Origin of the sequence: Mycobacterium sp. 2YAF39 (assembly GCF_052114565.1) — a bacterium.
Classification (GTDB): Bacteria; Actinomycetota; Actinomycetes; order Mycobacteriales; family Mycobacteriaceae; genus Mycobacterium.
In genome coordinates this window covers 238,797-262,591 of sequence record NZ_JBFREZ010000002.1, presented here as the reverse complement: position 1 = coordinate 262,591, position 23,795 = coordinate 238,797, and the positions used below count along the sequence as shown (strand labels likewise).

General features: G+C 66.9%; 25 protein-coding genes. 17 read left to right on the top strand and 8 right to left on the bottom strand.

The features are described from left to right. The first annotated feature begins 36 nt into the window (after positions 1 to 36). The 5 genes from AB4Z42_RS06755 (at position 37) to AB4Z42_RS06735 (ending at position 4,439) form a co-directional block, all read left to right on the top strand. Entirely contained in the window at positions 37 to 828 is a 792-nt protein-coding gene (locus AB4Z42_RS06755; RefSeq protein WP_442008860.1) for an NUDIX hydrolase, read from the top strand. Next, entirely contained in the window at positions 825 to 1,472 is a 648-nt protein-coding gene (locus tag AB4Z42_RS06750; protein WP_442008362.1) for an enoyl-CoA hydratase, read from the top strand. The genes AB4Z42_RS06755 and AB4Z42_RS06750 overlap by 4 nt, the downstream gene beginning before the upstream one ends. A gap of 11 nt (positions 1,473 to 1,483) precedes the next feature. Then, positions 1,484 to 2,488 (top strand): class I SAM-dependent methyltransferase, encoded by a 1,005-nt coding sequence (locus AB4Z42_RS06745; RefSeq protein ID WP_442008361.1) that lies wholly within the window; start codon positions 1,484 to 1,486, stop codon positions 2,486 to 2,488. Then, positions 2,485 to 3,648 carry a THUMP-like domain-containing protein gene (locus AB4Z42_RS06740; RefSeq protein ID WP_442008859.1) on the top strand — a complete coding sequence of 388 codons (1,164 nt, stop codon included), beginning with the start codon at positions 2,485 to 2,487 and terminating at the stop codon, positions 3,646 to 3,648. Before AB4Z42_RS06745 ends, AB4Z42_RS06740 begins: the two co-directional genes overlap by 4 nt. An 86-nt stretch (positions 3,649 to 3,734) precedes the next feature. Continuing rightward, on the top strand, positions 3,735 to 4,439 hold the full coding sequence (locus AB4Z42_RS06735; protein ID WP_442008360.1) for an esterase: 705 nt from the start codon (positions 3,735 to 3,737) through the stop codon (positions 4,437 to 4,439). Here AB4Z42_RS06735 and AB4Z42_RS06730 read toward each other — a convergent pair. Continuing rightward, complete coding sequence (locus AB4Z42_RS06730) at positions 4,436 to 5,722, bottom strand: outer membrane protein assembly factor BamB family protein (RefSeq protein ID WP_442008359.1); 1,287 nt, start codon at positions 5,720 to 5,722, stop codon at positions 4,436 to 4,438. The two genes, AB4Z42_RS06735 and AB4Z42_RS06730, sit on opposite strands and share 4 nt — an antisense overlap. A 138-nt stretch (positions 5,723 to 5,860) precedes the next feature. Here AB4Z42_RS06730 and AB4Z42_RS06725 point away from each other — a divergent pair, with 138 nt between their 5' ends. Further along, a complete protein-coding gene (locus AB4Z42_RS06725; protein ID WP_442008358.1) occupies positions 5,861 to 6,598 on the top strand; it encodes an acyltransferase in 738 nt (245 codons plus the stop codon). Positions 6,599 to 6,615: 17 nt separating this feature from the next. Next, the gene (locus AB4Z42_RS06720) at positions 6,616 to 7,929 is read left to right on the top strand and encodes a carboxylesterase family protein (RefSeq protein WP_442008357.1); all 1,314 of its coding nucleotides are present in this window, start codon (positions 6,616 to 6,618) and stop codon (positions 7,927 to 7,929) included. On the opposite strand, the gene AB4Z42_RS06715 is transcribed toward AB4Z42_RS06720, so the two are convergent. From AB4Z42_RS06715 to AB4Z42_RS06700, 4 genes are all read right to left on the bottom strand, one after another. After that, entirely contained in the window at positions 7,913 to 8,224 is a 312-nt protein-coding gene (locus AB4Z42_RS06715) for a hypothetical protein (protein ID WP_442008356.1), read from the bottom strand. The genes AB4Z42_RS06720 and AB4Z42_RS06715 overlap by 17 nt on opposite strands. A 75-nt stretch (positions 8,225 to 8,299) precedes the next feature. Next, the gene (locus tag AB4Z42_RS06710) at positions 8,300 to 9,541 is read right to left on the bottom strand and encodes a glycosyltransferase family 4 protein (RefSeq protein ID WP_442008355.1); all 1,242 of its coding nucleotides are present in this window, start codon (positions 9,539 to 9,541) and stop codon (positions 8,300 to 8,302) included. Further along, on the bottom strand, positions 9,538 to 11,037 hold the full coding sequence (locus AB4Z42_RS06705) for a 1,4-alpha-glucan branching protein domain-containing protein (RefSeq protein ID WP_442008858.1): 1,500 nt from the start codon (positions 11,035 to 11,037) through the stop codon (positions 9,538 to 9,540). The genes AB4Z42_RS06710 and AB4Z42_RS06705 overlap by 4 nt, the downstream gene beginning before the upstream one ends. Before the next feature lie 53 nt (positions 11,038 to 11,090). Continuing rightward, positions 11,091 to 11,861 (bottom strand): class I SAM-dependent methyltransferase, encoded by a 771-nt coding sequence (locus AB4Z42_RS06700; RefSeq protein WP_442008354.1) that lies wholly within the window; start codon positions 11,859 to 11,861, stop codon positions 11,091 to 11,093. A 194-nt stretch (positions 11,862 to 12,055) separates the two neighbouring features. Between AB4Z42_RS06700 and AB4Z42_RS06695 the strand changes: the two genes are divergently transcribed. The 6 genes from AB4Z42_RS06695 (at position 12,056) to mnmA (ending at position 18,057) form a co-directional block, all read left to right on the top strand. Next, positions 12,056 to 12,847 (top strand): electron transfer flavoprotein subunit beta/FixA family protein, encoded by a 792-nt coding sequence (locus AB4Z42_RS06695; RefSeq protein ID WP_442008353.1) that lies wholly within the window; start codon positions 12,056 to 12,058, stop codon positions 12,845 to 12,847. Between the two features lie 41 nt (positions 12,848 to 12,888). Continuing rightward, on the top strand, positions 12,889 to 13,845 hold the full coding sequence (locus AB4Z42_RS06690; protein WP_442008352.1) for an electron transfer flavoprotein subunit alpha/FixB family protein: 957 nt from the start codon (positions 12,889 to 12,891) through the stop codon (positions 13,843 to 13,845). Between the two features lie 189 nt (positions 13,846 to 14,034). Then, complete coding sequence (locus AB4Z42_RS06685; protein WP_442008351.1) at positions 14,035 to 14,895, top strand: GNAT family N-acetyltransferase; 861 nt, start codon at positions 14,035 to 14,037, stop codon at positions 14,893 to 14,895. Beyond that, positions 14,892 to 15,722: a lysophospholipid acyltransferase family protein gene (locus AB4Z42_RS06680; RefSeq protein WP_442008350.1), complete on the top strand. Its 831-nt coding sequence runs from the start codon at positions 14,892 to 14,894 to the stop codon at positions 15,720 to 15,722. Before AB4Z42_RS06685 ends, AB4Z42_RS06680 begins: the two co-directional genes overlap by 4 nt. Positions 15,723 to 15,769: 47 nt before the next feature. Beyond that, complete coding sequence (locus AB4Z42_RS06675; RefSeq protein WP_442008349.1) at positions 15,770 to 16,990, top strand: cysteine desulfurase family protein; 1,221 nt, start codon at positions 15,770 to 15,772, stop codon at positions 16,988 to 16,990. After that, positions 16,990 to 18,057 (top strand): tRNA 2-thiouridine(34) synthase MnmA, encoded by a 1,068-nt coding sequence (mnmA, locus tag AB4Z42_RS06670; protein ID WP_442008348.1) that lies wholly within the window; start codon positions 16,990 to 16,992, stop codon positions 18,055 to 18,057. Before AB4Z42_RS06675 ends, mnmA begins: the two co-directional genes overlap by 1 nt. 6 nt (positions 18,058 to 18,063) lie before the next feature. Here mnmA and AB4Z42_RS06665 read toward each other — a convergent pair whose 3' ends face one another. Beyond that, positions 18,064 to 18,705, bottom strand: coding sequence for a sensor domain-containing protein (locus AB4Z42_RS06665; RefSeq protein WP_442008347.1), 642 nt, complete (start codon positions 18,703 to 18,705; stop codon positions 18,064 to 18,066). Positions 18,706 to 18,762: 57 nt separating this feature from the next. On the opposite strand from AB4Z42_RS06665, the gene AB4Z42_RS06660 reads away from it, so the two are divergent. The 4 genes from AB4Z42_RS06660 to AB4Z42_RS06645 all read left to right on the top strand — a co-directional run bounded on the left by AB4Z42_RS06660 (position 18,763) and on the right by AB4Z42_RS06645 (position 21,682). Next, positions 18,763 to 19,773 (top strand): methionine synthase, encoded by a 1,011-nt coding sequence (locus AB4Z42_RS06660; RefSeq protein WP_442008346.1) that lies wholly within the window; start codon positions 18,763 to 18,765, stop codon positions 19,771 to 19,773. An 81-nt stretch (positions 19,774 to 19,854) separates the two neighbouring features. Further along, the gene (locus tag AB4Z42_RS06655) at positions 19,855 to 20,349 is read left to right on the top strand and encodes an SRPBCC family protein (RefSeq protein WP_442008345.1); all 495 of its coding nucleotides are present in this window, start codon (positions 19,855 to 19,857) and stop codon (positions 20,347 to 20,349) included. Continuing rightward, entirely contained in the window at positions 20,346 to 20,672 is a 327-nt protein-coding gene (locus tag AB4Z42_RS06650) for an ArsR/SmtB family transcription factor (protein ID WP_442008344.1), read from the top strand. Before AB4Z42_RS06655 ends, AB4Z42_RS06650 begins: the two co-directional genes overlap by 4 nt. Before the next feature lie 116 nt (positions 20,673 to 20,788). Next, positions 20,789 to 21,682, top strand: a complete 894-nt coding sequence (locus tag AB4Z42_RS06645; RefSeq protein WP_442008343.1) for a hypothetical protein — start codon at positions 20,789 to 20,791, stop codon at positions 21,680 to 21,682. On the opposite strand, the gene AB4Z42_RS06640 is transcribed toward AB4Z42_RS06645, so the two are convergent. Together AB4Z42_RS06640 and AB4Z42_RS06635 are read right to left on the bottom strand one after the other, a co-directional pair. After that, positions 21,668 to 23,275 carry a 4-coumarate--CoA ligase family protein gene (locus tag AB4Z42_RS06640; protein WP_442008342.1) on the bottom strand — a complete coding sequence of 536 codons (1,608 nt, stop codon included), beginning with the start codon at positions 23,273 to 23,275 and terminating at the stop codon, positions 21,668 to 21,670. The two genes, AB4Z42_RS06645 and AB4Z42_RS06640, sit on opposite strands and share 15 nt — an antisense overlap. 33 nt (positions 23,276 to 23,308) lie before the next feature. Then, positions 23,309 to 23,716, bottom strand: coding sequence for an MmcQ/YjbR family DNA-binding protein (locus AB4Z42_RS06635; RefSeq protein WP_442008341.1), 408 nt, complete (start codon positions 23,714 to 23,716; stop codon positions 23,309 to 23,311). Positions 23,717 to 23,795: the final 79 nt, after the last annotated feature.

The following is a 23,795-nucleotide window of genomic DNA, read 5'->3' as shown; positions in this document are numbered from 1 at the left end:
CAAGACCCACTGGTTCCGAGACCGGCGGCGACGGTGATGCTGATCCGGGATACCGCGGCCGGCATCAAGGTGTTCCTGATGCGGCGCCACTCGGCGATGGAGTTCGTCGCGGGGGTGATGGTGTTCCCCGGCGGTGGCGTCGACGACCGCGATCGCAACGCCGACATCGCCTGGTTCGGGCCCGAACCCGCTTGGTGGGCAGAACGATTCGGCGTCGAACCCGACCTTGCCAGGGCCCTGGTGTGCGCCGCGGCGCGTGAGACTTTCGAAGAGTCCGGCGTGTTGTTCGCCGGACCCGCCGATGACCCCGACGGCATCGTCAGCGACGCGTCGGTCTACGGCGACGCGCGGGCGGCGCTGGCCAACAATTCCTTGTCATTCGCGGAGTTTCTGCGGCGGGAGAGCCTGGTGCTGCGCGCGGATCTGCTTCGGCCGTGGGCGAACTGGGTGACGCCGAAGGAGGAGCGCACCCGTCGCTACGACACGTTCTTCTTCGTGGGGGCGCTGCCCGACGGTCAGCGTGCCGACGGTGACAACACCGAAGCCGATCAGGCGTTCTGGAGCACACCGCAAGCGGGCCTCGACGAGTTCGCCGAGGGCCGCAGCTTCCTGCTGCCTCCCACGTGGACCCAATTGGACTCGCTCAACGGGCGCACGGTCGACGAAGTGCTTGCCGTCGAGCGCAAGATCGTCGCGGTCGAACCGCACCTGGCCGCTGACACGGACACCGGCAACTGGGAGATCGAATTCTTCAACAGCGACCGGTACAACGCCGCACGCAACCGTCGCGCACCCGACGGCTACAGCCGGGACACACCGCTGGCATGAACGAGTTCGTATCGGTCCACACCAGCGACGAGCACCCGGGCATCGCGACGATGCTGCTGTCGCGCCCGCCCACCAACGCGCTCACACGTCAGGTGTACCGAGAGCTCGAGAGCGCAGCGGCCGACGTCGGTGGTCGCGACGACGTCCGCGCGGTCATCCTCTTCGGCGGTCACGAGATCTTCTCCGCAGGCGACGACGTGCCGGAGCTGTCGTTGCTCGACAGCGCAGAAGCGGCAACGGCGGCCGAGGTCTGCAGGCGCGCGGTCGATGCGCTCGCCGCGATTCCCCGGCCCACCGTGGCCGCGATCACGGGTTACGCGCTGGGCGGCGGGCTGAACCTGTCCCTGGCCGCCGACTGGCGCATCTCCGGCGACAACGTCAGGTTCGGGGTGACGGAGATCCTGGCCGGACTGGTGCCCGCGGGTGGCACGTCGCGGCTGGCCCGCGCCGTCGGCCTGTCCAAGGCCAAGGACATGGTGTTCAGCGGGAGGTTCATAGACGCCAAAGAGGCCCTGGCAGTGGGCCTGATCGATGAGATGGTCGCCCCCGACGGCGTCTTCGACGCGGCGCTGACCTGGGCAAAGCGGCTCGCGGAACATCCTGCCCAGGTACTGGCTGCCGCCAAGGCGACCTTCGACAATTAGGCTCCCCTGTTATGAGCTTTGAGGAATCAGATACTTCCACCGATGTCGCCGCCGAGGCGGCTCCGGTCCCCAATCCGCATGCGACCGCGGAGCAGGTGGAGGCGGCCCGCCACGACTCCAAGCTCGCCCAGGTGCTGTATCACGACTGGGAGGCCGAGTCCTACGACGACAAATGGTCGATCTCCTACGACAAGCGCTGCATCGACTACGCCCGCGATCTGTTCGACGCGACGGTGCCACAGGAGGAGTTGCGCAACCTGCCCTACGACCGTGCGCTCGAGCTGGGCTGCGGTAGCGGATTCTTTCTCCTCAACCTGATCCAGGCTGGGGTGGCCCGCCGCGGCTCGGTGACCGACCTGTCGCCGGGGATGGTCAGGGTGGCCACCCGCAACGGCGAGAACCTTGGTCTCGAAATCGACGGGCGGGTTGCCGACGCCGAAGGAATTCCGTACGACGACGACACCTTCGACCTCGTCGTCGGCCACGCCGTGTTGCATCACATCCCCGACGTCGAGCTGTCGCTGCGAGAGGTCGTGCGGGTGCTCAAGCCCGGCGGCCGATTCATCTTCGCGGGCGAGCCGAGCAACGCGGGGGAGAACTACGCGCGGCCGTTGTCGACCCTGACGTGGCGGGCGGTGACGAACGTGACGAAGCTGCCCGGGCTGTCGGGCTGGCGACGCCCGCAGGAAGAACTCGACGAGTCGTCGCGGGCGGCGGCGCTGGAAGCGATCGTCGATTTGCACACTTTCTCTCCAGGCGATTTGGAGGGCATGGCGCGCAGCGCCGGCGCCGTCGACATCTCCACCAGCACAACCGAGTTCACCGCCGCGATGCTCGGCTGGCCACTGCGCACTCTAGAGGCAGCGGTGCCGCCCGGCCGGTTGGGTTGGGGCTATGCGAAGTTCGCCTTCAACAGCTGGATCACGCTGAGCTGGGTCGACAACAACCTGTGGCGCCGCGTGGTACCGAAAGGCTGGTTCTACAACGTGATGGTCACCGGGGTTAAGCCGTCATAGATTTCCGACCCGACGACGTCGCTTATCTGCGCAGCGAGGTCGGCAGGCAGGCATTGGGCGACGTTGCCGGCCTGCGCTTGGAGGCGGCCACCCTGGTTGCCGACATCGCTTCGGCGCGTGAACGTTTCGGCGACCGGTCGGCCGTGCTGGTGGAGACGACCGTCTTGCGCCGCAAGGCCGCGGCGAAGTTCGACGATCCCGCGGACTGGCTGTTCACCGACGAGGCTCTTCAGCAGGCCACGGCCCAGCCGGTCGCCGTTCACCGAGCCCGGCGGCTTTCGGGTGCGGTCGTGCATGACGCAACATGCTCGATCGGCACGGAGCTTGCCGCGCTTCGACACTCGGCGGCCGCCCTCGTCGGCAGCGACGTGGATCCCGTCCGGTTGGCGATGGCACGCCACAACGTCGGCGATGTGGACTTGTGCCGCGCCGACGCGCTGCGACCGATCACCGGCACCGCCGTCGTCCTGCTCGACCCCGCACGCCGCAGCGGTGGGCGGCGCCGATTCGACCCGCGGGACTACACCCCGGGTCTCGACGCTGTCCTCGACGTGTATCGGGATAGGGATATCGTCGTAAAGTGCGCGCCGGGAATCGATTTCGATGCTCTCGGGCGACTGGGTTTCACCGGTGAGGTCGAAGTGACCTCGGTAGCGGGCGGTGTGCGCGAAGCGTGCCTGTGGTCGGCGGGGCTGGCCGGCCCTGGCGTGACACGGCGGGCCAGCATGCTCGAGGCAGGGGAGCAGATCACCGACGCCGAACCCGACGACTGCCCCGCGGCACCCGCCGGCCGGTGGATCGTCGACCCCGACGGCGCCGTTGTTCGCGCCGGGCTGGTACGGCACTATGCGGCGCGTCACGGGCTGTGGCAACTCGACCCTGACATCGCCTATCTGTCCGGCGATCGGCTGCCGCCCGGGGTGCGTGGTTTCGAGGTGCTCGAGGAGCTCGCATACAGCGAACGCCGACTGCGCCAGGTGCTTTCGGGCCGGGACACCGGCGCGGTCGAGATCCTGGTGCGCGGTGTGGACGTCGATCCCGACACGCTTCGGCGCCGGCTGCGGTTGCGAGGAACGCAGGCGGTCTCGGTGGTCATCACCCGCCTCGGTGCCGGGGCTGCAAGCCGGGCAACGGCATTCATCTGCCGCCCGTCACGTTGATCTTTCGCGGTCCGGCCGAAACGCCACGTACCCTTGGCAGTGATGCGTCGGCGGCGGAGCCGGTGCCGGCTGCGAGGACGTCCACGATGCGCATTCTCAGGTTCGCGGCCGCCTTGCTGGGGGCCTGTGCGGTGGCCGGCACGATCGGCAGTCCAATGGCGTTGGCGCAGTCCGGCTGCGCCGATCTGCGCGGTGTCGTCGGCGCCGATCAGATGTGCCGGGTTCACGTGCAGAACGCGTCGTACACCATCGACATGAACTTCCCCAACGACTATCCCGACCAGCAGGCGCTGGTGAAATATCTGACCCAGTCGCGGGACGGATTCGTCAACGTCGCCCAGGACCCCGACGCCTACAACCTGCCGTACGAGCTCGATGCCGACGGGACCGGTTACCGATCTGGTTCGCTTCTGCCGGGCAGTGGCACCCGCAGCGTGGTCTTCACGACGTATCAGAATGTCGGTGGCGGACATCCGCAGACGTACTACCAGGCGTTCAACTGGAACCTCGCGACGAACGCACCGATCACGTTCGAAACACTGTTCAAACCGGGCACCAAACCGCTCGACGTGATCTACCCCGAAGCCAATCGCGTGCTTGGAGCGGAGCAAGGACTGGTTGACCCGATCGCGCAGTCCGAGGGGCAGGATCCATCCAACTACCAGAACTTCGCGCTGACCGATGACTCGCTGATCTTCTTCTTCAGCCAGGGTGAGATGTTCGCCGAGTCGGCGGGACCGGTGCAGGTTTCGGTGCCGCGCGTGGCCGTTGCGCCGATGCTGGCGCTCTAGGCAGGCGCGAACCCGTACACGCGCCCCTCGCTGGTGGCTGTGACGACGCGGCGGTCATGGCCGATGGACACGCCGACGGGGAAGCCGCCCGCATTGGGCAGTGGATAGCTGTTCAGCGTGCGCCCGTCTGCGGTGTCGAACACGAGCATCGCCTGACCGTTCTCTCCGTCGCGCGCCACGGCGTACGCGACGTGTGGGCCGGATTGACTCGAGGTGGTCAACGGTTCGACATCGTCACGCGTCCACGCCACCTCGCCTCGGTCTCCTGAGTCCTTGATGCCGACCAGCTTGGCCCCGGGACCGCCGCCGGCCACGATCAGCCCATCGGGTGACACCGATGGTGGTGTCTGCGCCAAATAGTCCAGGGGGACCGACCATTTCGGCTTTCCGTCGGCGGTCTTGATCGCCCACAGATGTTCGTCGCGCCCGTTGACGTACGCGGTGGACCCGTCCGCGGACAGCACGGGGCTGGCGAGCGGTCCGCCGCCGACGGCATCGCTGGTCCACTCGCGGGTCATCTCGGGGGTCTGGCCCGGGCGGTAGCGCAGTCCGACGAGGACCGGCGATTCGGCGTCCTGCTCCCACAATCCGAGTACCACGATCCCGGTCTGTTCCGCGAACGCAGGCGCCGCCGCCACCGGACAACGTGCCCGCGCAGGCTTGCAGTCGGCGAGGCCGCGCTCGGAGTCCTTGGGATCGACGCCTTCGATCAGGTCGAGGGGCGATCCGTCGACGACGCCCTTGTGCGCGTCGAACACCAGCACCTGGCCCAGGTGCGTGACCACCAGGAGATGGCCCGGCGTCAGGATCCGCGGTGTGGTCGGCATCCCGATGACCGGCTGGCGCCACCGGATCCATTGCGTGGGCGGGAACGAAATCATGGCCCCGGGCTGGCCGACGTAGAGGTTGTCGAAACCATCGAAAAGAGGACTTGACGTGTCGCCACCCTGCGCCAGGCGGGTGCACCACCGTTGCCGGGCGCGGTTGTCGGTCTCCCACACCATCAGTGAGCAGCCGGCGGCGGTTTGCGCGTTGACCGCCAGGTAGCTGCCGGAGCCCAGGGCGACCGCGGCGGCGAGATCGCCCTTGACCGAGCGAGTCCATTCCAGGCGCAGCGCGTCGGCGCCCGGGTTCGGCTGGTAGCTGCTGTTGTGGGCGTCGCCGTACTGCGCAGACCAGCCCGACGACGCGTGCGCGTCGACCCAGCTGTCGGTGCCCCCGCAACCGGCCAAGAAGGCCGTGATCAGCGCCGTTGACGCCAGCACGATCGATCGCCGGAACACTGCGCCCTTTCGTTGTCGTTGTTCGAGCCCACGTGAGGGTAACCGTTCTGCACCGGGGGCTGGGCCCACGCCCGGAGGGCAGGGGAGAGCGCAGCGACCCGGGATGTGCTCCGGATGGCTCGCGTAGGCTTTCCGGCCATGACGACGATGTGGGGCGCGCCGTTGCACAAGCGGTGGCGGGGTTCGCGGCTACGCGACCCGCGCCAAGCCAAGTTCCTCACCATGGCCTCGCTGAGGTGGGTTGTCGCCAACCGGGCCTACACCCCGTGGTACCTCGTGCGTTATTGGCGGCTGCTGAAGTTCAAGCTCACCAACCCGCACGTCATCACCCGCGGCATGGTTTTCCTCGGCAAGGGCGTGGAGATCCAGGCAACCCCGGAACTGTCCACGATGGAGATCGGTCGCTGGGTGCACATCGGCGACAAGAACACGATCCGCTGCCACGAAGGCTCTCTGCGCTTCGGCGACAAGGTCGTCCTCGGTAGGGACAACGTCATCAACACGTACCTCGACATTGAACTGGGCGACTCCGTTCTGATGGCGGACTGGGTGTACGTGTGCGACTTCGACCACCGGATGGACAGCATCGAGCTGCCCATCAAGGATCAGGGCATCATCAAGGGGCCGGTGCGGATCGGGCCCGACACGTGGATCGCGACCAAGGTGACGATCCTGCGCAACACGACGATCGGGCGCGGATGTGTGCTGGGTTCGCACGCGGTCGTCAAGGGGGAGATCCCGGACTTCTCGATCGCGGTCGGCGCACCGGCGAAGATCGTCAAGAATCGCAAGCTGTCGTGGGAGACGTCGGCGGCCCAGCGCGCCGAACTCGCCGCCGCGCTTGCCGACATCGAACGCAAGAAAGCCGCGCGCTAACGACGCCGGACGGTGCGATGCGGCGCGTGGAACTGTCGACAGGGCCCGCCCTCATCGAGGACGACGGGGCGCTCGTGCGAGCGCGCGGCGTGCCCTACGGCAGCGCAGGCAGGTTCGGCTCGGCGACACCACCCACGCCGTGGGCCGAACCCCGTGCGCTGACCGAGCGTGGGCCCGTGTGTCCTCAACTGCCGTCGCGGCTGGCGTTCGTGACGGGTCCGGTCACCGACGGTCTGCAGCGCAGCGAGGACTGCCAGGTTCTCAGTGTCACCGCGCCCAGCGATGCCGACGGGCTGCCGGTGATGGTCTGGTTCCACGGCGGCGCATATGTCTCCGGCAGCGGTGAGTCTCCGAAGTATGATCCCGACGCCCTAGTCGCCGAGGGCCGGGTCGTGGTGGTCACCGTCAGCTACCGACTCGGCATCTTCGGCTACTGCACTCCGCTCGGCGTGGATGAAGACAATCTCGGCCTTCGCGATCAGCTACTGGCTTTGCGATGGGTCCACGACAACATCGCCGCATTCGGTGGCGACCCGCAGCGCGTCACGTTGTTCGGTCAGTCCGCGGGCGGCGACTCGGTGTACTCGCTGCTGTTGTCGGAGACCGCCGACGGTCTGTACTCGCGCGCGATCATCCAGAGTTCGCCACTGGGTATGCGTGACGGCCGCGATGACATGAGGGCGGCGATGCGGGCCGGCGCGGCGGAATCCCTCGGCGGTGTCGACCCTTTCGCAGCGAGCGTCGAGGAACTGCATCGCGCCCAGGTCGCGTCCCAGCTTGCGGCACAACGGTTCGGCCTCATCAGCGGGCTGGCGTACGCGCCGATCCTGGGCGTCGATCCCCTTCCGGTTCCCGATCGGGTGAGCGCCCGGATCGCGCATGTGGCGCGCACGGTCGACCTGCTTGTCGGCTGCACGAAAGTCGACGCCGCGCCGTTCGTCGAGATGAATCCGAGAGCGGCCCGACTGGCACTTCTGGGTCCGCTGAAGAGGGTCGGGGCGCGCGCCGCATGGGCGGCGATGACCCGCCGAGTGTTCAGCGGGCCTGCAGAACAGCTCGCCCGCAGGTGGCGCGCCAACGGGGGCCGCGCCTCGCTGTATCGGCTCGACTGGTCTCCTCCGGACGCCCCGTTGGGCGCCTGTCACTGCATGGATCTGCCGTTGCTGCTCGGCACGCCCGGCGCGTGGTCGAGCGCACCGATGCTGGGCCCACATACCGATCCGGTTGATCACCGACTCGCGCTCCAGATGCGCCGGTTGTGGAGTCACTTCGCGTACGACGGTTTCGACGCTCTGGGCGCCGAGAAGCTACGGCTCAACGCCGGCCGTTGACACCGGATTCCACGGCGCTCCAGTCGATGGCGAACGCGTCGGCCAGCGCGGTACGCCCGTCGTCGGTGACCGCCAGTGCGCGACCGCGTGGCATCCGCTTTATCCACCCGGCCGACAGGAACCGATCGAACAGCGCGCGTCCAAGCGCACCGGACAGGTGGTGCCGATGCTCGGTCCAGTGCGCCCCTGAGATGCCACCGCCGAGATCGTCGCGGATCGCGGGCAAGGCGAGGTTCATGGCGTTGGCGTCGATGAGCCCGACGAAAAGCCCGAGGTAGGCAGCGATCAGGGTCAACGCGGTGTCGAGGCCGACCCTTTCCTGTCCATACCCGCACGCTAGGCGCAGAATGGTTCGACACCGGTCGAACTGTCAGCGGTCGGGAAGGGCGTGCTCGACGATGACACGGCGCCGATGCGGCTCGCGCTCACCGCGTTTGGCGGCCATATAGACCTGTGCGGTTTCACCCGCGATGGTGTGCCATTCGAAATCGGAGTTCAGCCGCTCGCGAGCGGCGATCGCTCGGCGTTGCGCCGCGTCCGGGTCGTCGAGAACGGTGCGCACGGCGGTGGCGAGTCCGGCGACGTCACGCGGCGCGAAAGAAACACCGGTGCGCCCGTCGATCACCGCCTCACCGAGACCGCCGACATTCGACGTGGCCAGCGGGATTCCGGTCGCCGCGGCCTCGAGTGCGACGATGCCGAACGGCTCGTAGTGGCTGGGCAGCACGGCCAGATCCGCGGTGTGCAGCATGTCTACCAGTTCGTCATGGTGCAGATGGCCCGCGAACGTGACGGCCTTGAGTACCTTGTGCTTTCGGGCCTGTTCGACGAGCCACTGCTGCTGAGTTCCGGTTCCGGCAATGGTCAGCGTGGTGCCCGGATGCGTGCGACGGATCCGGGGGAGTGCGGCAATGAGATCGTGGACACCCTTCTCGAACTCCAGCCTGCCCAGGTACATCAGCTGCGCGGGGCCCTGCCGTGCGCGACGTTTCGCGAACGGCCAACGCGCCGTTTCGATTCCGTTGCGAATCACTCGGGTCTCGGCCAGGCCGGGTCCGAAAAGCTCAACGATCTCATCGCTCATTGACGCCGAACACGTGATGAGCGAATCGGATTCGTGCACGAGCCAGGATTCCGCGGCATGCACCTGTCGACTGATGCGGCCCGAGACCCATCCTGAGTGACGCCCGGCCTCGGTCGCATGGATGGTGGAAACCAGTGGCACGTCGAAGTATTCGGCGAGCGCGATCGCCGGGTGAGCCACCAGCCAGTCGTGGGCGTGCACCACGTCGGGCCGCCACCGTTTGTTGCGGCGGTCGGTGATCGCCAGTCCGGCGCGCACCATCGAATGGCCCATCGCCAGTGTCCAGGCCATCATGTCGGTGCCGAAGTCGAACTCGTGTGGGTCCTGCGCGGCGGCGACGACGCGAACTCCCTCGGCGATCTCGTCGGTCGACGGATGAGTGCTGGGGTCGGTGCCGGAGGGGCGGCGGCTGAGGACCACCACGTCGTGGCCGGCCTCGGCCAGCGCCGTCGCGAGATGATGTACGTGGCGTCCCAGTCCGCCGATCACCACCGGCGGGTACTCCCACGACACCATCAGGACTCTCACGGTCGTGGAAGCCTTCGCGCGTCGAGCGCGCCGAACAGGCCGTCGGCACGGTTCCAGCCGTCGGCGAGCCGCTGTGCGTGGTCGGGGCGGCCCGATGCCATCGCGCCGGCGATCTCGCGGGTGGCGTGGGCGTGCAGATGTGCGCGATAGCGCGCGTAGTCGGCGGCCGAATCCTTGCTGACCATGAACGGCCAGTCGCTGGATACCGTCAGCAGGGTTTCGCGCAGAATCTGGTCGGCGACGAAGTTGCGCGCCGGCGGCGCATCCGTCTCGCCGAGTGTCTTGTCAACCGTCGTAAGTGCGGTGTCGACGACTTCGCTGTTCAGCTGAACCAGGTCGGCGACTTGTTCCCCCGACCACACCTGCCAGTCCTTGCCGGAACCCCAAGAGCTGGGCGGCAATTCGACGGGTGCGCCGACGAATCCGTCGGCGATCGCGTCCGACAGCGTGCCGACTCGCACGCCGGCCTCGGGCAGCGCGCGCAACACCCGCTCCAGCCATACCGGGCCTTCGTACCACCAATGGCCGAAGAGTTCGGTGTCGAACGCCGCGATCACATGCGCCGGCCTGCCAATTCGCTCGCTCTCGTCGATGAGGCGCTGGCGCACGTGCGCAACGAAATCGGCGACATGGCCGTCGACCGCGGCTTCGGCGCGTTCCGGATCGTAGGGCGCCTTGGCGTCAGAACCGACGTTGCGACCCGTGACCCGTGCCGGTTTGAGGCCCGTTGTGTGGTCGTATGTGTGAAAGTCGCGGTATGCGGCATGCCCCGGGTAACCGGATTTCGGTGACCACACCCGATAGCTGACCTGCAGGTCGCGGCCGAACGCGACGACATCAGATGAGCCGACCGGGCGGCCGAGCGCGGTGTCACCGTGCAGTGAGGGCCCGTCAACCATGAAGTGGCCGACACCCGCTGCGGCGTAATCGGTTTCCATGCCCGGCGCGTAGGCACATTCCGGTGCCCAGATCCCGGCGGGAGTGTGGGCGAACCGCTGCTGGGCGTCGGCCAGTCCCTCGCACAGCGCGAACTCGCGCAGTCGCGGATTCAGCAGCGGCTGAAACGGATGCGACAACGGGCCGCCGAGCAGTTCGATGGTCTCGGCGTCGATCAGTTCACGCAGCAACGGGCTGCCGCCGTGCGCCCATAACGTCGCGAAGTCCTCGAGTGCGTGCTCGGCCTCCGCATGCTCGCGAACGCCGAACTCTCGCAACGGGCCACCCAGCGTGGTCGCCTCCATGGCACGCAGGCCCCAATTGGCCAGCCAGTGGTGCATTCCCGTCAGGCAGTACGGGTCGTCGAGTTGTGCGGTGACCACGGGTGTCATGCCCAGCGTCAAGAGGTGGCTGCGGTTCTCGGCGGACAGTTTCCGGAGGACACGCATGAGCGGTACATAGGCCGCCGACCACGACTGGTAGAGCCACTCTTCGCCGACCGGCCAGCGTCCGTGATGGGCCAGCCACGGCAGATGTGTGTGCAGGACGAGGGTGAACATCCCCGGAGCCGGAGGGCCGGTGACATCGGACTGCCCTACGGGTTTTGAGCTGCTCACGGGCGCACCGCGATTGCGACGAGGTCGAGACTGTCGTCGATATGCCCGTCCTCCGCGTCAACGAGATCGAAATCATCCGTCGTCACCGACGCGACGTCATCGAGCAAATCGGCGGGCCAGGGCGCGTCGGCCAACGCGCGTGCGATCTGGGCGTCGATGATCGATCCACCGTGGCGGTGGTCGAGTTCGACCAGCCGTCGACCGTGGAAGACGCCCAGCATCGATTCCACCGAAAAGCCCTCGCCGGTAAGCAATTCCGACAGTTCGGCGGCATTCAATTCCCGTGTGTGGAACGGGTTGATCGGGGTGTCCCGGCCTGGGGAGAAGGTGATCCGGTTCGGAGTCGACATCAACAGCAGGCCGCCCGGCCGTAACACCCGCAGGCATTCGGCAACGAATTGGCCTTGATCCCAGAGATGTTCGATCACCTGGAAGTTCACCACGACATCGACGGTGCCGTCGGCGAGAGGCAGCTCGGCCAGGTTGCCCTGACGCATGTCGACCCGGGGGTAGCGGGCGCGGACGTGGGCGACCGCGGAGTCGTCGTAGTCCAGTCCGACGACGCTGTTCGCGACGTCGGCGATCAGATTCGCGCCATAACCCTCGCCGCAGCCCGCTTCGAGCACGTCGCGGTCGGCGCACAGATCGGCCAGCCGTTCATAGACGACCTCATGGCGGCGGAACCAGTAGTTCTCCTCCGCGAGTCCCGGAACCGTGCGTTCCCCGGTCAGGGGCAGGTCCGGACCATCAGTCACGAATGCGCTCATTGGAAGGCAGGCTAACGTGAAACAGCTCACTGGCGAACTGTTCACCGCCTACGTGCTGCTAGAACACAAACTTCGACCAGCTATGGTGCTAGTGCGATCCACTGAAAGTTACCCGCGAGTAACATGATGTTGGTTGCTTGAAACGTGGTATGCGGGCCGGTCATCGGCCCCTTCGAGGAGGACGAACCAGACTCATGACGAACATCGTGGTCCTGATCAAACAGGTCCCTGACACATGGTCGGAGCGCAAGCTGTCCGACGGGGATTACACCCTCGACCGTGAAGCCGCCGACGCCGTGCTCGACGAGATCAACGAGCGCGCCGTCGAAGAGGCGCTTCTCATCAAGGAGAAGGAAGGCGGAGAGAGCACTGTGACAGTGCTCACAGCCGGGCCGGAGCGCGCCACCGAGGCCATCCGCAAGGCGCTGTCGATGGGGGCCGACAAGGCCGTGCACCTCGTCGACGAGGGCATGCACGGATCGGACATGGTCCAGACCGGCTGGGCGATCGCCCGCGCGCTGGGGACGATCGAAGGCACGGAGCTGGTCATCGCCGGTAACGAGGCGACGGACGGCGTCGGTGGCGCGGTCCCCGCGATCGTGGCCGAGTACCTGGGTCTGCCGCAGCTCACCCACCTGCGCAAGGTGACGGTCGAGAGCGGCAAGGTCACCGGCGAGCGCGAGACCGACGACGGTGTGTTCACCGTCGAGGCGTCGCTGCCCGCCGTGGTCAGCGTCAACGAGAAGATCAACGAGCCGCGCTTCCCGTCCTTCAAGGGCATCATGGCCGCGAAGAAGAAGGAAGTGACGACGCTGACGCTGGCTGAGATCGGTGTCGAGGCCGACGAGGTGGGTGTCGCCAACGCAGGCACGAAGGTCACCAAGTCGACCCCGAAGCCGCCCAAGACTGCGGGCGAGAAGGTCACCGACGAAGGCGAAGGCGGCGCCAAGGTTGCCGAGTACCTCGTCGCCCAAAAAATCATCTAGCCCCAAACGCCGAAAAGAACCCAGAAGGACATCGAAGACCTATGGCTGAAGTACTTGTGCTCGTCGAGCACGCTGAAGGTGCCCCGAAGAAGGTCACCGCCGAACTGATCACTGCCGCACGTAAGTTGGGCGAGCCCTCCGCCGTCGTGGTGGGCAAGCCGGGCACGGCCGAGGGGCTGACCGACGCGCTCAAGGCTGCGGGTGCGGCCAAGATCTACGTCGCCGAATCCGACGACGCCGACAACTACCTCATCACGCCGTACGTGGACGTGCTGGCTTCGCTCGTCGAGTCCGCCAGCCCGGCCGGTGTGGTGTTGGCCGCGTCCGCCGACGGCAAGGAGATCGGGGGTCGGTTGGCCGCGCGTATCGGTGCCGGTGTGCTGACCGACGTCGTGGAGGTCCAGGACGGCGGCAAGGCCATCCACTCCATCTTCGGTGGCGCATTCACCGTCGAAGCCGAGTCGACCGGTGAGCTCTCTGTGATCACCGTGCGTCCCGGTGCCATCGACGCCGAACCGGCCGACGGTGCCGGCGAGGTCGTCAGCGTCGAGGTGCCCGCGCAGGCGGAGAACGCGACCAAGATCACCAAGCGCGAGCCCGCGGTGGCAGGCGACCGTCCGGAACTCACCGAGGCGACTGTCGTCGTGTCGGGTGGACGTGGTGTCGGCAGCGCCGAGAACTTCAGCGTGGTCGAGGAATTGGCCGACTCGCTCGGTGCCGCAGTCGGTGCGTCGCGCGCCGCTGTCGACTCTGGTTACTACCCGGGCCAGTTCCAGGTGGGCCAGACCGGCAAGACCGTGTCGCCGCAGCTGTACATCGCGCTGGGCATCTCCGGGGCGATCCAGCACCGCGCCGGTATGCAGACGTCCAAGACGATCATCGCGGTGAACAAGGACGAAGAGGCGCCGATCTTCGAGATCGCCGACCTCGGCATCGTCGGCGACCTGTTCAAGGTCGCGCCGCAGCTGACCGAGGCGGTCAAGACCCGCAAGGGCTAGCAGTTTCGCTGGAACCGCAAAATCGCACGTTTCGCCTGGCGAGCGTGCGATTTCGCGTTTCGGCCGCGTGCGGCCGGATGTGATTCTGCACACGTGAGCTGGTAGAAAAGCCCAACTCGTCACCTAGCGCTCACGGACACGACACGCGTCCGATGCCATTCGGAGATGCGGCTGGGCGACCGTGCAGCCATGAGCACTGCTTCTGTACTCATCGCCCCCGACGACATCGAACAAGGGTTGGCCGGTTCATCATCGATGCCGCGCTACACCCTGCTGCTCTCCACCGATCCTGCGCTGATCGAAACGGCGCAGCGCCTCCGCCACGATGTGTTCACCTCTGAGCCGGGTTACGCGATTTCGGATACCAGCCCGGGATTCGACGCCGGACGCGACGCCGATCGCTTCGACGAGTACTGCGATCATCTGCTGGTCCGTGAGGACAACTCCGGTCAACTCGTGGGCTGCTACCGGATGCTGCCGCCACCCGGGGCCATCGCGGCCGGTGGCCTCTACACCGCAACGGAATTCGACGTACAGGGTCTCGACGCGTTGCGGCCCTCGCTGGTCGAGATGGGCCGCGCGGTGGTCCGCGAGGATCACCGCAACGGTGGTGTCGTGCTGCTGATGTGGGCCGGAATCCTGGCCTATCTGGACCGCTGCGGCTACGACTACGTGACCGGTTGCGTGTCAGTGCCCGTCGCGGGTGGGAACGGCACCGCGCCCGGCAGCGAGATCCGCGGGGTGCGGGACTTCGTCCGCCGCCGCTACGCCGCTCCCGCGGAGTACACGGTGTACCCGTATCGGCCGGTGACGGTCGGCGGCAGGGACCTGGATGCCATCGATCCGCCCGCGCGGGTGGCTGTGCCGCCGCTGATGCGCGGCTACCTGAGGCTCGGCGCGCAGGTGTGCGGCGACCCGGCGCACGACCCGGACTTCGGAGTCGGCGACTTCCCGGTGCTACTGGATAAACGCAAGGCCGACATCCGATATCTCAAACGCCTGAGGTCGGTCGGCGCGGCGAGCACGATGGCCGACGGGATCGCGTCATGACCATCGACAGTCCCTGGCTGCCGCGCGCCACGTGCGATGTCAGTTGCGTCGCCGCGACGGTGGCGCCCGCCGGTCAGCGGGTGGTCGTCGCCTGGCGGGTCGCGATCCGCGCGACCTTCGCCTTCCTGCTGCTGTCCGCTGTGCCGCTGCTCGCCATTCCGGTGCCGGGCCGCTCGCATGTCCAGCGAAGCTATTGCCGACTGATGTTGCGCTGCCTGGGTGTGCGAATCACGGTGTCCGGTGGACCGATTCGCAATCTGCAGGGAGTGCTCGTGGTCGCGGGCCATGTGTCGTGGGTGGACATCTTCGCGATCGGTTCGGTTCTGCCGGGCCGGTTCGTCGCCAAGTCCGAGATGGTCGACTGGCCGGGGCTCGGCTTTCTGGCGCGGCTGATGAAGGTCATCCCGATCGATCGGGACAACCTGCGGCGCCTGCCCGACGTCGTCTCCATGATCGCCGCGCGGTTGCAGGCCGGTCAGACGGTCGTGGCCTTCCCGGAGGGCACGACATGGTGTGGCCTTGCCTACGGGCAGTTCAGGCCGGCGATGTTCCAGGCGGCGGTGGATGCGGGCAGGCCGGTCCAACCGCTGCGGCTGAGCTATCACGGTCGCGACGGTGCGCCGTCGACCATCGCCGCGTACGTCGGAACGGACACTCTGCTCGCGTCGATCCGACGGCTGATCACCGCGCGACGCACGATCGTCCGTGTGCAGGTCGAGTCGTTGCAGTTGCCGGGCGCCGACCGTCGTGACCTCGCTGCCCGCTGCGAATCCGCGGTGCGGGGTGACGCGGCACGACGAGGACACGGTCACGCACTGGTGGCCTGACCACGCGATCTGGCCGGCCGATCCGGGGCAGCTACCATGGAACGGCTATGACCTCGCCAGATGTTCTTCGCGCTAGCGACTCGTCACCGGTCTATCTGGATCACGCCGCCACCACCCCGATGCACCCCGCCGCCATCGAGGCGATGACCTCTGTCCTGGCGACGGTCGGCAACGCGTCCTCGCTGCACGGCACCGGCCGAACGGCTCGCCGACGCATGGAGGAGGCACGCGAGACGCTTGCCAAGCTCCTGGGCGCGCGGCCGTCCGAGGTGGTCTTCACGGCGGGTGGAACCGAAAGCGACAACCTCGCAGTCAAGGGCATCTACTGGGCACGCCGCGACGGCGACCCACGGCGCAGGCGCATCATCACCACCGGGGTCGAGCACCACGCCGTGCTCGACGCCGTCGAGTGGCTGGTGGAGCACGAAGGCGCCGAGGTCTCCTGGTTACCCGTCGACGCCGACGGATCGGTCTCACCGTCCGCACTTCGCGACGCACTGGCCGAGCACGATGATGTCGCGTTGGTGACGGTCATGTGGGCCAACAACGAGGTCGGCACGATCATGCCGATTGCGAAACTGGCCGCTATCGCAGCCGAATTCGACGTTCCGATGCACAGTGACGCAGTACAGGCCGTTGGTCAGATAGCGGTCGACTTCAGTGTGAGCGGGTTGTCGGCGATGAGCATCGCCGCACACAAGTTCGGCGGACCCACCGGTGTCGGGGCACTGCTGCTGCGCCGCGACACGGCGTGCGTCCCGCTGCTGCACGGTGGTGGCCAGGAACGCGATGTCCGTTCGGGCACACCGGATGTCGCCGGAGCCGTCGCGATGGCCGCCGCGGCGCGCATAGCGGTGGAAGGTCTGGAAGCCAACAGCGCGCGCGTCGCCGAACTGCGCGACCGGCTCATCGACGGCGTGTTGTCGAGTATCGACGATGTTTCCCTCAACGGCGCGGCCGGCGGCGATCGGCTGCCCGGCAACACCCACTTCACGTTCCGCGGCTGCGAGGGCGACTCGCTTTTGATGTTGCTCGACGCCAAGGGTGTGGAGTGCTCGACGGGTTCGGCCTGTACCGCCGGAGTGGCGCAGCCGTCCCATGTGCTGATCGCCATGGGTGCCGACCCTGCCAGCGCCCGCGGTTCGCTGCGACTGTCATTGGGCCACACCAGTACCGACTCCGATGTCGAGGCCGCGCTGGCGGTCTTACCCGCCGCAGTCGAGCGCGCGCGACAGGCGGCGCTGGCGAGTTCGGGAGTCATCGAATAGTGCGGGTGCTCGTTGCGATGAGCGGTGGCGTGGACTCGTCGGTCGCGGCCGCCAGGATGGTCGACGCCGGCCACGACGTGGTCGGCGTGCACCTCGCTCTCTCGTCGGCGCCGGGCACGCTGCGCACCGGATCGCGGGGCTGCTGCTCCAAGGAAGACGCCGGTGATGCCCGGCGAGTCGCCGACGTGCTCGACATCCCGTTCTACGTATGGGATTTCGCTGACAAGTTCAAAGAGGATGTGGTCGACGACTTCGTCTCGTCCTACGCCCGCGGTGAGACACCGAACCCGTGCGTGCGATGCAATGAGCGAATCAAGTTCTCCGCATTGGCGGCTCGTGCGCTGGCGCTTGGCTTCGATTCGGTGGCGACGGGCCATTACGCCCGGCTGTCGGACGGACGGCTACGCCGCGCTGTCGACGCCGATAAGGACCAGTCCTACGTTCTCGCGGTGCTGACCGCGCAGCAATTGCGCCACGCCGTGTTTCCCATCGGCGACACACCCAAGCCGCAGATTCGCGAGGAGGCGGCGAGCCGAGGGCTGGCCGTCGCCGAAAAGCCCGACAGCCACGACATCTGCTTCATCCCGTCGGGCGATACGCGTGCCTTCCTCGGCGCGCGGATCGGTGTCCGCCGCGGATCGGTGGTCGATGCAGGCGGAACGGTGCTGGCCGAGCACGAGGGTGTGCACGGTTTCACCGTCGGCCAGCGCAAGGGGCTCGGGATCGCAGGGCCTGGGCCTGACGGGCAGCCGCGTTACGTCACGGGCATCGACGCCGACAGCGGCACGGTGCACGTCGGGAACGCAGCGGATCTCGACGTGTGGACGCTGACCGGCGAACGGCCGGTGTTCACCTCGGGCGTCGCTCCGTCGGGCCCGCTGGAATGTCAGGTGCAGGTGCGCGCGCACGGCGGCATCGGCGACGGTGTCGCAGAACTGCAGGACGGCCGGCTTTCCGTCGAATTGCGTGCCCCGATTCGTGGCGTCGCCTCCGGCCAGACAATGGTGCTCTACCGTCCGGACCCCGACGGTGACGAGGTGCTGGGTAGCGCAACGATCATGCGCTAGCGGCGATCATTCCGGCACGTTCGCGAGGATATTCGTCATCACGAGGTCGGGCACCGAGGCAGAGAAGTGGCAGAACGTGACCTCGACCAAGACGACAGATTTCACGCGGTAGTCGCGACCACACGCGCCGGGCCGCGTCGTCAGCGCGTCGTTCCCGGCAGACCATTCGCCGACCAGCGTCGAACCCAAACCGGTCGAGCCGCAGCCGTCGACAAGTCCGACGAGGGAGTCGAACGCGGCGCGGGCCACGACCGGGTCGCGGTACGCGGCCACGGCCTCCGAGATCTGGCCGCCGTCGGGTGGATTCTGGAATGTGGTCTTGTGGAATTCCTCGACCCCAGCGCCGAACGTCTGCGACTCGGCGAAGAGCCATTGACACTGCGGGGGAGAGCCTTTGACGAGTGGCTCGATGTCGACGGGAATCTTGCCGTCCATGCTCGGAATGATCGAAAGGTCATCGCCGGCCCCGGTGATCGCCCGCATCTGCGATTGATCGAGCACGACCGCCTCGACGTCCACCGGCGACAACGAATCGTCGTCGATGCCCGGGATCGCCCGAACCGCCGTACCGGTGACCGACTGGGTACATCCGGCAGCCAACAGGGCCGCCGCACCCCAGACCATCAACGGCCTCGCCGCTACGGGCATGGCGCACCTCCCAACCCTTCCAGACTGAGATTAGTCGCATCGAATACTGTTCTACGAGTGAGTGTTTTCGCCGCCGCCACCGGCATCGGTTCGTGGCCGGGTACCTCACCGCGCCAGGCCGCCGAGATCGTCGTCGGTGAATTGCACACCCTGCCGCATCTCGTCGAGTTGCCGGACCGAGGCGTCGGCGCCGACATGATCGGGCGGGCCGGTGCGCTGCTCGTCGACATCGGTATCGACACGGTGCCGCGTGGCTACCGTATCGCCCCGGGGCGTAGCTCGGTGGTGCGGCGGGCCGTCAGCCTGCTCAACGAAGATCTCGACGCGCTCGAGGAGGCCTGGGAGAACGCCGGGCTGCGCGGCGGTACGCGCACGGTGAAGGTCCAATCGCCGGGCCCGATCACACTGGCAGCCCAGTTGGAGCTGGCCGGCGGGCATCGTGCGATCACCGACGCGGGCGCCGTACGCGACCTGACAGCCTCCCTTGCCGAGGGTGTGAAGAATCATCGAGCAGAGGTCGCAAGGCGGCTGGACACTGCCGTGGTGGTTCAGTTCGACGAGCCGCTGTTGCCTGCCGCGCTCGAAGGACGGCTGTCCGGGGTCACCAGCTTCACGCCGGTGCATCCGGTGGACGAGCCCGTCGCGATCGGGCTGATCGATGACTGCATCGCGGCCGTGGGCACCGAGGTGGTGCTGCACAGCTGCTCCGCGGGGCTGCCATGGAAGCTGCTGCAGCGCAGCGGTATTCACGGCCTTTCGGTCGACGTGGCGACGCTCTCCGTGGCTGATCTCGACGGCATCGGCGAGTTCGTCGAATCCGGACGTACTGTGCTGCTCGGAGTCGTCCCGTCGACCGCGCCTGCCGCACGCCCGTCGCCCGAGGAAGTGGCGAAGGCGGCGTTCTCCGTCACCGACCGGCTCGGATTCTCGCGATCGATATTGCGTGAGCGGATCGGCGTCACGCCCGCCTGCGGCCTCGCGGGAGCCACCGCGGAGTGGGCCCGTATCGCCGTCGAACTGGCGCAAAAAGCTGCCGACGCGTTCGCCGACGATCCGGACGCCATCTAGACCGAGCCAAGTCATACGCAACCAAAAGGTTGCGCGTTTAGGCGATCGTCGCTAGCGTAAAAGGCGACCAGGAGGTTGCACATGAATCCAGATCGGATCGAGAAGGAAGTGTTGTTGAAGGCGTCGCTGGACCGGGTGTGGCGCGCAATCAGCGACGCCGACGAGTTCGGCCAGTGGTTCGGAGTGCGCTTCGACGGTCCGTTCGTCGCGGGCGCGTCGGTCACCGGAACAATGACGCCGACCGCGGTCGACGAGGACGTCGCCAAGGCGCAGAAGCCCTACGCCGGGCAGGCGGACGCATGGCAGATCGTCGCCGTGGAGCCGAAGCGGCGGCTGGCGTTCCGGTGGCACCCGTTCGGGATCGAGGACAGTGCGAACCACGCGGAGGAACCGGCGACGCTGGTGGAATTCACCCTCGAGGACACAGCCGACGGCGTGCTGCTGCGCATCGTCGAGTCCGGGTTCGAGGCGATCCCCGCCGACCGCCGCCAGTCGGCGTTCGAGGGCAACAGCGAGGGCTGGGCCGCCCAGACGGAGCTGATCCGCAAGTACCTCGCCCTCAGCGAGAAGGTGTGAGTACATCCGCCGTCGCCACAGCACCGTTGTTCGACGCGCTGGGCGATCCGAATCGTCTGCGCATCGTCACCCGCTTGTGCGACGGCGGACCCTGCTCGACGACCAAGATCACGGAGGTCGTGTCGGTTAGCCGGCAGGCGGCGACCAAACATCTGCTGCTGTTGGAGGCGGTGGGACTGGTGACCAGTCAGCGTTACGGCAGGGAACGAATCTGGCGAATACAGCCGAAGCCGCTGACCGATGCCAGCGAATTTCTCAACGTGCTGTCGCAACGGTGGGACAACGCAATTGACCGATTGCGAATTTACGTAGAAGACAAATAGACCGCTCGGTTACGATCTTCGCGCATTCGCCGGGCGGGGGGAGCCAAAGACCCCGCCCGCGTGCGACAATGCATCGACGAAACGTCGAATTATCTTTGCCACTGGCAGGAGAAACTGTGGCCCGATTCAGCCATTACCTGGCGGCAGGTGTGGGTGTTCTCGTGGCGTTTTTCCTGTTGTGTGGCTTTCCGACCGTGGCGCTCGCAGATCCCGGCGGCCCGCATTCCGATCGCGGCAGCAGTTCTGACCGTGGCAACGGGGGCGGCAAAGGCCGAGGTGGGTCTGAGCGCAATGATCACGACCGCCGTGGCAACGGAAATCACGAAAACCGCGGCCCGCGTCGCCCGGGTGACGCAAGTAACAACAGGCGTGACGACCGCGGCAGCGTTAGCAGCGGTAAGCCCGACAGCGGCAAGGGCGGCAACGGAAACGACACCGCCGAGCCGGGCATCATCGAGAGCCCGCAGGCTCGCGTCGGATCGGGCCGCGTCGCCGCCACCGATACCGAGGACTCGGCGCCAAGCCTCGCCGCGACCTCGGATGTGTCCGACGTCAGCACATCGCGTGTGAGCGAATCCGCCACGACCGTCACTGTCGAAGCCATCTCACCCGGCGGGTCCGGGTCGGGTCTCGCAGGCACGCCGAGCCCGCAATTCAGTCCACCCCGCGTCACCGTGGGGAACGGGCGGGAGCCATGGACCCAGAGCCGTCAACCCGGACCGCAGGCGCCGGTTCCCGCATCACAGTGGCAGGCCCCCGCTGTGCCGTTGGCTCCGCCTCCGCCCCCGCCAACCGTGTCGCCCGCACCACCGGCGTCGCCCATGACTGAGAGCTCAGCGCCGCGAGTGCTGACGCAGCAACTGGGTGGGGTCGGCGCAACGACGGATTGGTCGAATCCGCTGTGGGGGCTAGCCGGGCTGCTGTTGATCCCGGCCGCAGGCGCTGCGCTCGGTTACCGGCAGGCATGCGCCGCGCACGCGGCGGAGAGACTACGGCTACGACGTGCGTAAGTCCTTGCGCAGGATCTTGCCTGCCGCGGACTTCGGGATCGCCTCGATGAACTCCACCTGGCGCACCTTCTTGTAAGGGGCCACCTGGCCTGCGACGAAGTCCATCACCTCGCCCGCGTCCAGTTCGGTCTCGGATTGCTTGACCACGAAAGCCTTTGGCACCTCTTCGCCTTCGTCGTCGACGACACCGATCACCGCCGCGTCGGCAATCGAGGGATGACTCAGCAGCACCGCTTCGAGTTCGGCGGGCGGCACCTGATAGCCCTTGTATTTGATGAGTTCCTTGAGCCGGTCGACGATGTACACGCAGCCGTTCGCGTCGACCTGGGCGAGGTCGCCGGTGTGCAACCAGCCGGCGTCATCGATGGTTTCGCTGGTGGCCTCGTCGTTGTTCAGATAGCCCGCCATCACGTTGGGCCCCTTGAACCAGAGTTCTCCGGTCGCGCTGAGCCCCTCTGCGGGGACACCGATCTCGTCGCCGGTCTCGGGGCTGATGATCTTGGACGCGGCGTTGGACACCGTCCATCCGACCGAACTCAGCGGCGCCGTCGCCTTCATCTCATGCGTGCCCGCGTCGAACGGCGTGATGTGGCTGACGGGGCTGAGCTCGCTCATGCCGTACCCCTGCACCACGCGGCAGCCCAACCGGTCGGCCACCGCCTGACCGAGGTCGGCATCCAACGGTGCGGCACCGGACATGACGACCTTCAGTGAGCTCAGGTCGTAGTCGTCGATCAGCGGATGCTTGGCGAGCGCCACGGCGACCGGCGGCGCGATGAACGCGATCGTGACCTTGTGTTTCGCGATGTTGGCAAGAAACTCGCCAAGATCGAAGCTTCCCATGATGACCAGTCGCGCCCGGGAATGCAGTGCGGCGTTGAGCAACACCGTCATTCCGTAAATGTGGAAGAACGGCAGGACCGCGATGACGACGTCGTCGGCGACCATCCCGTGCAGCGGACGGATTTGTGCGACGTTGGACACCAGGTTGCGGTGGGTCAGCATCACGCCTTTGGGATTGCCGGTCGTGCCCGAGCTGTACGGCAAGGCCGCGAGATGAGACGACGGCGCGAAACTCACGTCCGGTGCGGGCAGTCCATGCTGCATCAGGTCGGCGGCATTGGGATGACCGGCGATCTCATGGCCTTCACCGTCCAGCACGACGAGGTCGCTGTCGGCCAGCCCGACTGCGGCGGCCGCTTCCTTGGCCTGCTCGAGCAGCGGTGTCACCGTCACCAGCATCTTGGCGTTCGAGTCGGTCAGCTGCTTGGCGATGTCTTTGGCGGTGAACAACGCGTTGATGGTGGTGGCGGTTGCGCCCGAGCGCAGGATGCCGTGGAAGGACACCGCGAAGACCGAACTGTTCGGAGACAACAGGCCCACAACATCGCCGACGCCGATACCACGGCCGGTCAGCGCACCGGCGAATGCGTCGACACGATCGATCAATTCGCGGTAGGAGGTCTGCGTGCCCGACTTCGCGTCGACAAGGGCGACCCGGTCGAGGTCGGCCTCGCCGACGCGACCGAACAGGAAGTCGTAGACGCTGCTGGACGGGATGTCGACTTCGGGGAAGGGGCTCGCGAAGCTCATGGCCTGATCGAACCATGGCCTACCGGTCGCGGGTCAAACTTCGTCGAGTGCAGCGATGAGCTTCTTGGGTGCGGTCAGCCGGTACGACGCATCGATCAGTTCGGTGACCTCACCCCAATCGATCTTCTTCTTCGCGTCGAGATCCAGACCCAGCCACCCCGACGGACCGAGATAGGCGGGGAAGAAGAAGCGCCGATCTTGCTGGAGCGCCCGCCGGTCGCTGTCGTCGACCTTGACCATGACCGAGTGCGGGTACTGGGTGTAGTCGGCGCCCTTCGTGGCCGGTTTGACGCTGCCGCCGTACATCAAGAACATCTTCGTGACGAAGAACGACGGTCTGCCGTGCGACACCTTCTCGAACGCCTCGGGGAAAGCGAGGGCGATCTCGCGTACCTTCGCCAGCACCGGGTCGTCGTCGCGAAACATCGTCGGGTGTGGCATCGGGTCAGGATATCCGCTCGCCACGACGTGTCAGGGGGTTGTCCGGGGCCTCGGATAGCCTGCCAGGGTGAGCCCGAAG